This window comes from Zestosphaera sp. (genome assembly GCA_038843015.1).
Classification (GTDB): domain Archaea; phylum Thermoproteota; class Thermoprotei_A; order Sulfolobales; family NBVN01; genus Zestomicrobium.
The window spans coordinates 79,493-92,649 of the sequence record JAWBSH010000003.1; the positions used below are offsets into that span (position 1 = coordinate 79,493).

At 43.9% G+C, this 13,157-nt stretch carries 12 protein-coding genes; 7 read left to right on the plus strand and 5 right to left on the minus strand.

The genetic code is table 11. The annotated features are described in order from the left end of the window. Positions 1–10 precede the first annotated feature (10 nt). The 4 genes from QXL29_03140 to QXL29_03155 are packed head-to-tail and all read right to left on the minus strand — an operon-like array spanning position 11 to position 6,977. Entirely contained in the window at positions 11–2,323 is a 2,313-nt protein-coding gene (locus QXL29_03140; protein MEM2283588.1) for an AAA family ATPase, read from the minus strand. Beyond that, positions 2,304–4,391, minus strand: a complete 2,088-nt coding sequence (locus tag QXL29_03145; protein ID MEM2283589.1) for a DUF87 domain-containing protein — start codon at positions 4,389–4,391, stop codon at positions 2,304–2,306. The genes QXL29_03140 and QXL29_03145 overlap by 20 nt, the downstream gene beginning before the upstream one ends. Positions 4,392–4,396: 5 nt before the next feature. Next, on the minus strand, positions 4,397–5,707 hold the full coding sequence (locus QXL29_03150; protein ID MEM2283590.1) for a hypothetical protein: 1,311 nt from the start codon (positions 5,705–5,707) through the stop codon (positions 4,397–4,399). Continuing rightward, positions 5,685–6,977 (minus strand): DNA repair exonuclease, encoded by a 1,293-nt coding sequence (locus QXL29_03155; GenBank protein MEM2283591.1) that lies wholly within the window; start codon positions 6,975–6,977, stop codon positions 5,685–5,687. Before QXL29_03155 ends, QXL29_03150 begins: the two co-directional genes overlap by 23 nt. Before the next feature lie 119 nt (positions 6,978–7,096). Here QXL29_03155 and QXL29_03160 point away from each other — a divergent pair, with 119 nt between their 5' ends. From QXL29_03160 to QXL29_03175, 4 genes are read left to right on the plus strand one after another with little or no spacing between them, the layout of a single operon-like run. Further along, entirely contained in the window at positions 7,097–7,717 is a 621-nt protein-coding gene (locus QXL29_03160; GenBank protein MEM2283592.1) for an energy-coupling factor ABC transporter permease, read from the plus strand. After that, positions 7,717–7,992 (plus strand): PDGLE domain-containing protein, encoded by a 276-nt coding sequence (locus QXL29_03165; protein ID MEM2283593.1) that lies wholly within the window; start codon positions 7,717–7,719, stop codon positions 7,990–7,992. Before QXL29_03160 ends, QXL29_03165 begins: the two co-directional genes overlap by 1 nt. A 4-nt stretch (positions 7,993–7,996) precedes the next feature. Beyond that, positions 7,997–8,743 (plus strand): energy-coupling factor transporter transmembrane component T, encoded by a 747-nt coding sequence (locus tag QXL29_03170; GenBank protein MEM2283594.1) that lies wholly within the window; start codon positions 7,997–7,999, stop codon positions 8,741–8,743. A 23-nt stretch (positions 8,744–8,766) separates the two neighbouring features. After that, complete coding sequence (locus tag QXL29_03175) at positions 8,767–9,399, plus strand: ABC transporter ATP-binding protein (protein MEM2283595.1); 633 nt, start codon at positions 8,767–8,769, stop codon at positions 9,397–9,399. A 292-nt stretch (positions 9,400–9,691) separates the two neighbouring features. Here QXL29_03175 and QXL29_03180 read toward each other — a convergent pair whose 3' ends face one another. Then, positions 9,692–10,357, minus strand: coding sequence for a Snf7 family protein (locus QXL29_03180; GenBank protein MEM2283596.1), 666 nt, complete (start codon positions 10,355–10,357; stop codon positions 9,692–9,694). A 92-nt stretch (positions 10,358–10,449) separates the two neighbouring features. Here QXL29_03180 and QXL29_03185 point away from each other — a divergent pair, with 92 nt between their 5' ends. The 3 genes from QXL29_03185 (at position 10,450) to QXL29_03195 (ending at position 12,958) form a co-directional block, all read left to right on the plus strand. After that, complete coding sequence (locus QXL29_03185) at positions 10,450–11,457, plus strand: bifunctional phosphoglucose/phosphomannose isomerase (protein MEM2283597.1); 1,008 nt, start codon at positions 10,450–10,452, stop codon at positions 11,455–11,457. Positions 11,458–11,524: 67 nt separating this feature from the next. Beyond that, positions 11,525–12,094 carry a rubrerythrin family protein gene (locus QXL29_03190; GenBank protein ID MEM2283598.1) on the plus strand — a complete coding sequence of 190 codons (570 nt, stop codon included), beginning with the start codon at positions 11,525–11,527 and terminating at the stop codon, positions 12,092–12,094. Between the two features lie 63 nt (positions 12,095–12,157). Next, a complete protein-coding gene (locus QXL29_03195) occupies positions 12,158–12,958 on the plus strand; it encodes a GTPase (GenBank protein ID MEM2283599.1) in 801 nt (266 codons plus the stop codon). Positions 12,959–13,157: the final 199 nt, after the last annotated feature.

A 13,157-nucleotide genomic window follows, 5' to 3' on the forward strand; every position in this document is an offset into this window, starting at 1 on the left:
CAATTGCGAATTACTTTGAAAGCATACTGGAAACAAAACTTTTGTAGTTCTGGAAATCTATACTCTCTCCTTTCATGAAACACTCCTCATAATCAACTAATGTCTCATTCCTTAATCGATCTATAGAGAGTCTTATTCTGCAATCACCTGCTTCAAGCAGTTTCTCGTCATGAGTCACTAATATTACTTGCGCTTCACCTAAGTCACTACCTATAGACTCTATCAACTCCCTCAGCTTCTCAACTCTCTCAGGACTGAATCCGAGTGTCGGCTCGTCCATTATCAAGACAGAGTCTCTCAATTCTTTATTTAAGTCTCTCACCACTCTATTCAGAGCTAGCCTGTAAGCAAGACCTAAAGCAATTAACTGAGCACCGCTAGGCTGAGAAATCTCGCGTTCTCCGGCAACACCAGCTCTAACTCTCAACGCGGGCCTAAAATCACTTACTGAAGCCTCGACTAACTCCTGGTCTTCAAGAAGCTTAACGAAGTACTCCTGGAAATACTCCCTGAATCTCTCGTGCGCTAAACTACGAACAACATTCTCTATAGCCTCAACACCTTTATAAATATTGTCAATTAAGTAACCTCTAACCTTAGTAAGGACAGATGCTCTCGACTCAAGCTCTCTCAACTCATTACTTAACTCGACATACTTCTCTAGCTCCCTCTCTAGGTTATTTATCTTCTCAGTAACTTCTCCTAATTCCTTACTATAGCTCTTCTCCGCTTCTCTGATATTATTTAATTCGGTATTCAAATTGTCTGCAATCTCTTTATACTTCTTGAACTCACTATCAGCACTGCTGAGTTCCTCTAACACCTTACTTTTTTCTAGAGTCTCCTGCTCTAACCTAGAGACCTCTTCATGAAGTTCAGCAACTTGCTTCAGTTTAGGAATACTAGCTTCCACCTCTCTAAGCTCTCTCGAAATTTTCTCTCGCCAGTTACTTAACTCGTCTTTCTTCTTCCTTACCTCTTCTTTCTCTTTAGAGCGCTCGAGTAGAAGAAGCTTCTTAGACCAGAGTTCCCTAACTAGAGGCACTACCCTCATAGCAATCTCACGCATTTCTGCACGCTTTCCCCTCATTAACTCCTCACCGTATTCACGCGTTATTGATTGCTTACATAAAGGGCACATACCCTGAGCCACAATACCTCCCATCTCCAAGACCTCACCCCAAATCTCCCTAACTCTGTTCTTGACGTTCTCTATCTCAGCTTCCAGCCTAGATATGCACGCTAGAACGTTCTTTAAATCACTCTCAATGTTCTCTAATTTCCTATCTAGTTGCTCAATGTCTTTACTCACGCGAGACTCTTCACTCTCTAAACTCTGTACACGTGCTTGAAGCTCCTTAATAAGCTCATCAACACCCTCTACACTGTTCAAGCCTGCCTCCGAAAGAATCTTATAAAGCCTCCCCTTCTTACTCACTAAATCTCTTTCTTTTTCGTTAATGACCTTAATCTTGTTCCTTAACTCACCTATCTTAAGACTTAACTCACTCATTACATTAGTAAGCCTTTCTTTCTCCGCCTCTAGAGACTCACGACGAGCACGTAACTCGTTTAGTCTCTTACTCAACTCTTCACGCCAATCCCTCAACTCACTTAGTTTAGCCTTCACCTCATCTACGCTTATCTTCTTAAGGTCTCTTCTGCGTTCCTCTATTATCTTATTGATAGTGTCGAGTTCGCTACCGATCACCGAGCCCTTGCCTTTAGCTATCTTCTCAATATTGTTTAATGCTGCCATGTACTTATCTAGTCCTAAAACCCTATCAACTAATTCTCTCCTCTGTTTATCGTCAAGGACTAGTATCTGATGTATATTAAACTGAGGAACGTACATTACGTTGCTGAATACATATGTGCTCCTGCTTTTCCTAGGATCTTCTCTTAAGCCGAATATCTCGAGTATCCTTATAGTGAGGTCTTCTGAAGAGTAACTGTTACTCGATTCTATCTTGAGCGTGCCACCAGCACTACTAAATATCGTTATCTTACCTCCCCTATCACCGTTAAGCCTCCTCTCAATCAGTATTAGTTTTCCTTTATGCCTCACCAGTATTCTAACCATCGCTGAAGATGCGCCAACCCTCAGTAAGTCATCTCTGTAAGGACTAACAAAACCTGCGAAAGGATCACTACTTTTCTGTCCTCTAGGCAAGCCAAATAAGGCGTAGTTAATACCGAGTAGTATAGAAGTCTTTCCAGTTCCGTTATCTCCGTAAATGACTGTAGTCCCGGACGGCGGGAAGACAATTACCTCATCTACGTAACTCCTAATATTCTTTAACCTAACTCCCAGGACCCTCATTCCCGCGCACCTCACCAAGGAGGGCCTTCATCATATTACTGTTTATCAAGTCTTTCTCTAACCTAATCATCTTGCTAAATTCTTCTTCTATCTCACTACGGTAGTCAAAGTAGGCTGGGACGTAGACGGGTATGGGCTCACTAACGCTTAAGTCGGGCGTGTAGAGGTACCCCTCCCTATCACTAAGGCTTGGCAGTGCTTCTGCTGGAACACCTATGTTGCTCAAGTAGTCTATGTCGGTTCTGTGTTTAGTCCTTAAAGCTATTAATGTATTGAAGTTTGCTAGTATCTGCTTCTCAATCATGGTTGCTATCTGGGATAAAGCTATTAAGCCTATACCGAATTTCCTCCCCTCTCTAGCTAATCTAGCGAATATATTGTAGGGGCTTGACACTCTCTCGGGACTGAGGTATAGGGGCGCCTCCTCAGAAACGACAGCCACAACTGGCTTCTTCCTAGCTTCCTCAACCCCCGCAAGCATTCTCTCCTCAAAAAGCCTCCTCAAAACACTAATAACGACCATGTCACCGAGAGATAAAGGCAACTTAGAAACGTCGAGAACTACTACAGCTCCCTCATCAAGCTTACTTACTAAACCACCAAGATCTAACGAGCTAGGAGTCAAGTCAGAGAATCTGCCGCCTCTAGCACTTGACCAGGGATAGCGGGGAACCTTATCTCCAGGCGTCTCCTCAGCAGAACTAGTTAAGGCTTTAAGCAACGTAATCACTGATTGCGGGTCTTTAAGTATTGGCGAGACCTTAAATACCGAGTTCTTGTCGTCAATAACACTAACACCAACTTTCTTACCGTCAGTCGGTAAGCTCTCTAGTCTCTCACGCCACCCAAAAACTGACAAAATCATTCTCCTAAAATCTCTCAACCTATTAACGTAGATTCCAGCATTAACGAATATCTTGTAAATTCCTTTCTTCTCGCGTTCCCCCACACCCTCATACCTAACCACATTGCTAGTCACGAGTGGTATTAGAGCTAAGAGATTCCCTGTAGGTTCGTCGTTCTCGTCAATAAAGACTCTGACGCACGACTTATCAATCCTGTATTCCTCAGTCTGAGGGGTTTTCTTAAGACTAATAGACTCAACACGCTGAGATGCCTGAGCTTCGGACGCGTTCCTGATTAAGGTAGCGAGTATTGAGGTGACCTCCAGCAACTCACTAACGTCTCTCTCGAATAACCCTGCAGCGTTAATGACGTCATAAACGTTCACGCTCGCGGCGTCGAAACCTCCCTCAAAGCGCGTTGTTAGGGGTCCTTCCCGCAAGCTAGTAACTCTCTCAACGTTGGTCTTAAGCGTGTAAACGTAGACGCCCGAGTACGAGCTCCTTAATCTCTTGTTTAATTCTAGTGCCCTACTTAAAACATCTACGAACCCGCCCGAACTAGAGTACTCTCCGTGTCTATCAGCTATAATCCAGGAGATAGGGCTGTTGCCGGACCTACCCCACTGAGTTATTATGCCCATAACGCTCGTAGTCTTGCCAGAGCCTGTTTGACCAGATATGAGGACGTGCTTAGATATCATGTCATGAAGATTTAACCTCAAGCACGCACTCCTAAAATACTTCTCCGGCATGAGCTCCTTAACTGAGGCTATCCCGGCTCTGAGCCACGCGATAGGGACTGCATCATCCTCGCTCTTAGGTATTCTGCTACTTAACAAACTCATAATGAGTTCTGACTCCTCATCACCTCCCCTAAGGAGGAAGACGGGAGTGTCGAGAGGGGGAGGCTGACTAGGTCTCGTAACGACTTTCTTGACCTCAGTGCCAGACCTCACCTCTCTTATCTCGAAAATAGGTGTTGCCTTAGCTAATAATGTCTTCTCGACGCCGTAAGAGTATTGAGAAGACCCCTCCCTAGCGAGGAAGGAAGTTGCGGCTACAGGTATCTCTCCCTCGAACCCGCTCACCTGAAGTAGTACGTAGCCAGACTCGACCTTAACGTATAGTATATCTCCTATACCCGGTCTGTAGTTCTTGTCAGATATAATCACGTATGTCGTCCCATCACGCCAAGCGTAAGTGAGACCTATGCGCTCAACCACCCTAATCACCTGTACCCGTACCTCATGCGAGTTGTAGGGGAAAAAACCTGAACTAAGACGTCTGCTAACTCATTTTCTAGAGAACTACGTACTAGTCCTATTAAGGTGTCCTCAAACACTTTACTTTCTTCTTTGCTAAACCTAACTATTCTGTCAACCTCCATGTACCCGTAAGGAGGCTCTCCAACGAGCTTAGACCTAAGCCTAAAAAGCTCGTTGACTACCTCGTTTAAGACCTTCTTAACGTAGGTAGCTACATGGACGTCAAACCTCACAGCATCACTTACTGAGAGAATAGGTTCCGGCACGTGCAAGTCTAAAACAAATATATTCTTAGAATCTGGTGTTAGAGGGAACCTAGCAACATACACGCCGTTCTTGTCATAAACAACTCTATTCACTATCCTGACAATTTCTTTAACTAGTTTCCTTCTTTCAGGTATTAATAGTTGTTCTGTGAGGACCCTACACACGACCTCACCCCTACTAATGCTGGGGGTTGTATAGAGCCCGCTAGACACACTCACTGAGCTCTGAAAAAGTCTGTAGCTACGGGCTATGTTAGTGAACTTAGTTGTTTTAGAGAGACCTACAATACTCCATAAGAGATTCTTGATCGTCTCTACCTCAAGACCTGTAAGAGCAGAAACAATGTTTAAGCCGTCTACACGACCACTACTAGCTCTCTCAACAGCAAACCACTTTATTAGAGTGCCGTCTAGAACTACATACCTAGGCTTGAGTCCCGCTTCCTTAACACTATGTAGGAGTTTAACCGCGTAAGCTAACTCTATTAATCCTTCAATATATTTAGTGAATTTAGTAAAGAAAGCGGGTTCTTTCTTAAGTGAAGGTCTCACAAACTCTCTGACAAACCTGTTTATCTCTTGTGAGGCGATGAGGTCGTCGCCACGCCTCTCAAATAGTAGCGAGTCGCTGTTCGCGGACCTCACCTTAATCCTGAACTCGTATTTATCACCAGAAGGTTTTCTACTAGAATATAAGACCATATTATCTACCGAAGACTTATTCAAGACCTCATTAACTGTCAGTAATCTCCCGTCAGAGTTTCTTAGTAAAGCGCTAATCTTTATGGGGATTATAAAGGAAATGTCTGTTTTGTAGGGGTAGAAGCCAGCATCAACGAAGCCTACGGTGAAGTACTCGCCTGAGTTACTCATGTTCTCTACTTCATAGTATGACTTAAGTACTTGATCTCTCAACTTCACTAACTCATCACTTCTAGAACTTAAGTAGTCGTGTTTAAGGTCATTGATTATCTCACTAAGTATGTCAGCTAGCCTCTCTTGACTCACTGAACACCTCCTCCATCACCTTCATTAACTCCTTAAATAACTCTTCATAAAATTCGTCTTCACTAATACCTTCAGGTTTTTTCCTACCTAGGATATTAATGATCTCTAGTATTTTTTCTGAAGTTACTGTAAAACCTGATTTCCTGGCTAAGTCTTCTGCTACAGACCTCTCTATAGCTTCTATGTAGTCTTCACCAGGTCTTACATCTATCTCTACGGGTCCTCCCCTAGTCTTGAGTTCTGTGTTGAGCATGAGAGACACGTTCATGCTTTTCAAATCATTTCTCAAAATATCTGCTTCATATAAGAGCCTTCCGAGCTTACCTGACTCGACATTAGTTAAGTCAACTAATAAAGCTTTGAAATCGCCCTGCATATCCCTAGACAACTTCTTAATATGATTCAGAACTTCACTCACGTCAGTGAAAGATATTCTCTCGTATACTACCTCAACACCGAAATCACTCCACAAACTCTTTACTTTAGGTATTTCCTCACTCGGTTCAACAACTAAAAACCTCCTTTTCAAGCCCCTACTCTTAAGTTCGTGGGTTTCACGTAAGTCGTTTCTATCTCTGCCTACGGGCGCACCCGCGTACGCTGCTCTCAACCTAAACTCATGAGACAGCGGTAGGGGATAGTGTATATGTCCTAAAGCAACGTAAACCACTTTATCTGGGAGTCTCCTCAACCACTCATCACCTGAAATAAAGATCTTCCCGTACCTGCTTTCAAAGTCGCTTGGGTCGTAACCGTAAAACTTGACACTAGTGTGAGCCAGCACGATGACAGGCTTCTTAACCTCACTTATGTTATCGAAACGAACTCTACCCTCACTCAGCAACTTAGCTTCAAAGCCTTTCTTAAGCCCCGGCACGCCGTAGAAAACGTACTCTCCCAGTTCTAGAGGCTTCAGCAGGAGGCCTTCAGCATCTTCCTCATGTCTAGTCAAGTGTATTAAGCCAGCATCTCTCAGGATATGAACGAGATCACTGCCCTTAACAGAAACGTCGTGACTTCCTGGAACACTAACCACGAAAACACCACTGTCTCTCAATTCTTTCAATCCTATGATAACCTGCCTTAAGAAAAAGTAATTCTCGAGTCTAGGTCTCTCAAATAAGTCACCCGAGATTATTAAGTACTTAATACTGTTTTCCTTCACATACTCAACGATCTCCCTAAAAGCCCTGAGAGAAGCTCCTGAGAGAGGAGAGTCACTAAACGCGCCTATATGTAGGTCAGCAGTATGGACAAGCAATTTCCTCACTCCCTATATAAGATTTGAGCTATGAACCTATAAATTACTAGTCGACTCTAGTACGTAGTCTTCTGGAATGTTCGCAAGACTTATATAGGTGCACTAAAATCATATTATGGTGCACTAAAATGCACATACCAGACGGATACCTCTCACCAGCTGTTGCTGGAGTCACGTTACTTCTGACGTCAGGGCTCTTACTAGTAATTATACGCAAAATCTCGTCAGCGAAAGATTCTCTAAATAAGAAGATATCTTTGTTTACTGCTTTAAGTGCGGGGATTTTCGTCGCACAGATGATTGCCTGGCCTATACCGGGAGGTACTAGCCTGCACTTAGTGGGGGGCGCTTTAGCCGGGATACTAGTAGGTCCATGGCTAGGTATTTTATCTATGAGTTTAGTACTCTTAGTTCAGTGTCTTGTCTTTCATGATGGTGGGTTGACAGCTATAGGAGCTAACATACTCAACATGGGTGTTATCGGGGTTCTAGCTGGTTACGCTGTGTTTAAGCTCGCTTACAGAGTTAGTAAGAAAGTATGGTTAAGTGGTTTTCTTGCAGGGTGGCTTAGCTTAACACTAGCTGGGCTTGCATGCGGTATTGAGTTGGGAATTTCGTGGAACTCTACAATACCGATATACGTGATGGGTCCATGGCATGTAGTCTTAGGCCTTATAGAGGGTTTAATAACTGGTAGCGTAGTAGGTTACCTCGCTCGCAAATCTCCTAATATTATAGGGTGGTCTTGATGTCCTCTCGCAAAACACTCCTTACTTTATTCATACTCTTGCTGTTAAGCCCTGTCTTTGGTGTAATCTTAGCTGAAGAGCTAGGATATCACGAGCCTCTAGATATAGTGGCTGAAGAGTTGGGATTGAGTGAACTCGAATTCACTTGGACTCCTTTCAAAGACTATGCCGTGCCCGGGCTACCTGAGTGGTTAGGGTACATAATCTGCGGTGCCTTAGGAGTGCTAGTAATAGTTTCTGTAGGCTTCATAGTGAAGGCTTTAATAAGGCGGTGAAGAATTGAGTTCCGTAGTGATTAGGAAGTTTCTTGATACTGTTTCCGAGACTCTTGAAGTAATAGACTTGCGGGGCCAGATAGAAGTCTCTCCTGTTTTTATGGTGATGTCCTTCATTGTTATCGTATTGACTTCTTTCTCTACAAGCTTGTACGTAATAATCCTCACGTTAGTTACTTCACTCGCTATACTCGCTATCACGCGTGACTCAAGGAACTACTTAAGAAAACTTTCTTCAGCTCTCGTTTACGTGTTTCTGTTTTCTTTAGTAGCCCTAACACCATTCTTAACCGAAGACTTCGGGGTCCTCTACTTCTTCTACGTGCTTAGAGCTACTAGCACGACTAGCTTCTTACTAATCACGACTACAGTCTTAGGTTGGGAGAGACTGAGTGAGTTTATGAGGAGGCTTAAGTTGTCTGACGCAGCATTAGCCTTAATGATGCACATTAAGACAATCTCTGTTTTACTTCGTGACACCTCAAAAATACTCTTAAGTAGGGAAGCAAGGCTAGTTAAGAATAGTGGTGTAAGGAACTTACCAACATACGCTACCGTGATAGGGGACCTCATAATCCGAAGTAGTGAAAGGAGTAAGAGAACTCTCCTAGCTATAGAAGCTAGAACATTCGGCAAAGCCTCTGACGGATTAAGTTCCCACAAACCCTTCAAACTCTCAAAACTAGACATGCTAGTTTCTCTAGTAGCGTTTGTTGAGCTCTTAATATGCTTATGGGGTGAGGCGCCTTAGTAGTTAAGCTACAGCTAAAAAACGTGTGGTTCAGGTATTCTAGAGAAGAAGACTACATTTTAAGAGGTGTAGAGTTAGACCTAAACAATTCAGAACTCGTAGTGGTTAGAGGACCTAACGGCTCAGGCAAGACTACCTTAATCTTAGTAGCGGCCGGACTCTTAAGACCTGAAACCGGGGAAGTCTTACTAGAAGGCAAGCCAATATACGAGCAACTACCGCTAGCTAGGAGGAAGATAGGCGTGACTTTCCAAGACCCAGACGACCAATTCTTTAACGCTACCGTCTATGATGAAGTGGCTTTCGCGCTAAGACAACTCAAGATCAGTGAGTATGATGTAAGGACACACGTTACTAAAATTGCTCGCAAGCTAGGTATAGAACACTTACTGGGTAAACTACCCTATAGATTGAGTGGTGGGGAAAAAGTTAAGGTAGCTCTAGCTTCAATCCTAGTATACGAGCCTGAAATACTACTACTAGATGAGCCGACCGCGTACTTAACACCTGAAAACAAGGATGAGGTGATGAAGATTCTTAGAGAGCTTAAGGAGAGCGGGAAGTCCATCCTCATAGCCACGAATGACCCGCAAATCACTGAATATTCAGTAGATAAGACATTGAGAATAGTTAACGGTAAATTAGTTGCTGAGTGAATTACTTCTCAACAGCTTGTTCTTCTCCCGCTTCACCTGCGAGAGCGCGTCTCCAGCGGTTGCCCGTGGTTCACTCGCCTCTCTGCGGCGAAGCAGGATGCACCTAGAGTCCCTCCTCGCCAAGCTCATCGAGTTCATCCCTACATCAAGACCATGATTTACAAGGATTTATAAGCTTCCAAATAACCCAAATAAACACCAAAAAGAAAACAGCTCGTTTAAAGAACTACATACTTCACGACTTAATCAAATCATGATTAAAAATGTTTCTTAGTATGTTATAACAAAAAGCTTAACTGGATTCTGTCGTGCTTTTTGCCTGTTCCGAGATAGCGGTAGGTATTGAGGGCAGTGCTGGGAAGGCTTCCTTCATTCTCTGCTCCGCAACTACCTTGGCTTCTTCAAGTATCTTCCTTGCGTCTGGTGTCGCGTACATGCTCACGCCGCCAACACCTATCATCTCGCCAGCCTCCATTACGGTTTCCTGCAGGATGTCTTGTATCTCACCTAGCTCTATACCTATCTCAGGCAACGTGTTCTTTATCGCTTCTCTCACGTCTTTAACTACTCCTACTACGGGACCTAAGTAAGCAGCTATCTCACCGATCTCCCTTATTGACTCGATCCTCAAGCCTATCTGTTCTAGAGCAACCTGAACTAGGAAGAGGCTCTTAGCGACTTTCCTTAGTTCAGCTACTTCGTTGGCATACATCACTGCTCTAGTCTGGTCTTTAGATATTAAGGCGTCAACAACTTTCTCAAAGAGCTCCTTATCTCTAGCTTTAAGCCTGTCTAAGTAGACCTCAAGCCTCCTAGTCATGGAGTTTAGCTTGTAGTGAGCCATAGCAAGCCTGTACCTCAACGGCTTCTCCTTAACGAACAGCTCCTTAATATGGTCGCCCACACTCTTATCCTTCCCCTTCCAGGACTTCTCAAACTCCTTGAAGTTCGAACCCAAGTATACTTCACCAAAGAACGTCTTAAGACTAAGAAATACTTTTAAAGTATCAGGCTCTTTTCATACTCAGAGACCTGTAGAGATGAAGGTGTATGGGGTCTAATCACTTCCTGAAAGAATACCTTGACTGGACTCAATTAATTGAAGAAGTTGAAAGGGTAGAGCCTCTCAATACCGTGTCTTTGAGTGAAGGCATTAAGGGCCTCCTCATAGTAGGGATGGGAGGTTCCGGAATAGTTGGAGACGTAATATATTCACTCTCTTCTGAGATTCTTGAAATACCTGTAACGCTAGTCAAGGACTATCAGGTTCCTAAGTGGGTTGGTAAGAATTGGCTAGCAGTAGCTGTGAGTTACTCGGGTGATACTGTCGAGACTCTCACGTGCCTCAACGAAGTTATTCGTAGGGGGGCTCAAGCAGCTGTAGTAGCTTCAGGCGGCGAGATGATTAAGCTCGCTAAAGAAAAGAAGCTCCCATACATCGTAGTGCCTTCTGGCAGGACACCGAGGTCTTCGTTCCCGGCACTCCTGCTAGCAACTGCCAAGTTACTCAAGAGTCTCGGAATAGATTTAGGCGTGCCGCGAGGAAAGCAACTAACAGAATTTCTTAGGCGTGAGGACACATCAAGACTAGGTTATGAGTTAGCTGAGAAGTTACTAGATAAGATTCCAGTATTTGCGAGTTCGGTTAAGTACTATCCCCTAGCTTTGAGAGCTAAGGACGAGTTTAATGAAAACGCTAAAGTACCTGCTAAGGTCGAGACTTACCCCGAGGGGTTTCACAACGATATAGTCGGTTGGGAAGCGTGGTTTGGGTCTTTCAGCGTGGTTCTCTTTAAAGAAAGCAATAATATAATCCTAGAATTCCTTAGAGAGACTCTATTGAGTGCTGGCCTGGAAGTAATAACTTACGAATTGAGTAATGCTTACGTGGAGGAAATAATAAAGTGGTCGCAGGTAGTAGGCATCGCTTCAGTTGCAGTAGCGATGAAGCGCGGTCTAAATCCTAAAGAGACTAAACATATACGTGAGTATAAAGAGTTTATCAAGCAAAACATATCAGTTACTTTATTGAACTATCAGAAAGATGAGCAAGTATAGTGAGTTAAAAACCTAACTATCGTTTAGAGTAATGCTTATTTAACTCTTTAACATTTTATAAGTTGAGGTGAATTTGTTGACTGAGTTACGTCCGCTAGTTAAGGAAGCTTTACTATCCGCGTACGCCGGAGAATCCATGGCTCAATCAAGGTATAGAGCTTTCGAAGAAGTAGCTGAGAGAGAAGGATTTAAGAACGTAGCTAGGCTATTCAGAGCTATAGCATTTGCTGAGCAAGTACACGCACGTAATCACTTAAAGAGGATGGCTTCCGTAATGTCTGATCAGAAAGCCTGTGGTGGTGCACCGATAGGACTTGGTAGCACATCACAAAACCTCAATCTAGCGATAATGGGTGAGGAGTTCGAAGTAAGTGAGATGTACCCCACGTACGTAGCGATAGCGGAATTCTATGGCGACGAGGCAGCAAAGCGAACTTTCAGGTGGGCGTTAGAAGCCGAGAGGATACACGCTGAATTATACAAGAAAGCTAAAGAGCACGTAGATAAGGGCGAAGACATGCCTTTAGAGGGTAAGGTGTGGATATGTCCAGTGTGCGGGCACACACATGTAGGTCTTGAAGCGCCGGAGAAGTGCCCCGTCTGTGGAGTTACCCGAGATAAGTATGTTGGTTTTTAAACACGAATTCTTAAGTAGTTAGTTAAGGTCTACGTAATTAACTTATTACTCTCGTTACTATTTTTGGTAAGGTTCGGCGAGATGCTACTAGCTAATTGGAGACTCGTTAAGGAGCTCTTAGAAACAGTTGATGTTGCTCTAGAGGTAGTTGATGTTAGAGACCCCTTAAGTACTAGAAGCAAGAGATTCGAGAGACTCTGTAGTGGGTTAGGGATCAAGTATGTGGTAGTGTTGAATAAATCGGACCTCGTGCCGCGTGACGTGGTACGTGCTTGGATTAAGTATTTCGAAGAAGTTGAGGGTATGAGGGCAGTGCCTATCTCGGCTCAGAAGAGGCTAGGTACACTCAAGTTGAGAAAGATTATTAGGAGACTTAGTGACAAAAAGCCGTTAATAGTGGGAGTTTTCGGCATGCCTAAAGTAGGCAAGTCAACGCTCATCAACACTTGGGCAGGCAGACACGCAGCCAGAACGTCCCCCTATCCCGGAACACCTGGTTACACTAAGAAAGCCCAGCTATTTAACGTGGGCGGCGGAGTCTACCTACTTGATACTCCAGGGATAATACCTGTTGAAGGAGACGAGATAGAAGTGACTATAAGAATGAATCCAATAGATACTATAAAAAATCCAGTCGCTACAGCAGTAGGTTTGATAAAGAGAATAGCATCTCACAACCCCAAAGCATTTAGAGAGGCTTACGGAATTGACAGTTCTGACCCTGACATCATATTACGGGAGCTGGCCTTCAAAAGAGGGTGGGTCTATAAGAGTGATAAAGAACCAGTAATTACTGAATCAGCAAAGCTGATTATTAGAGACTACCTAGACGGGAAAATAAGATTTTACGTCTTACCCCCATAGAATTTGAGTTCAGACCTCATGTTAGTTGATGTGGCTAGTTGTCAACCCTCAGTATCACAGGCCTTAGACCTCCGTTTCCCGTCCTAGGTTTTTCTAGGACGGGTTGTGCCTCTACCCCGCGGTTCACCGTGGCTACTAGCCACTCCACGCGGAGGTCATGGACACCCTTCAAGCCCAACGGCAAGGGACTCACATCTAG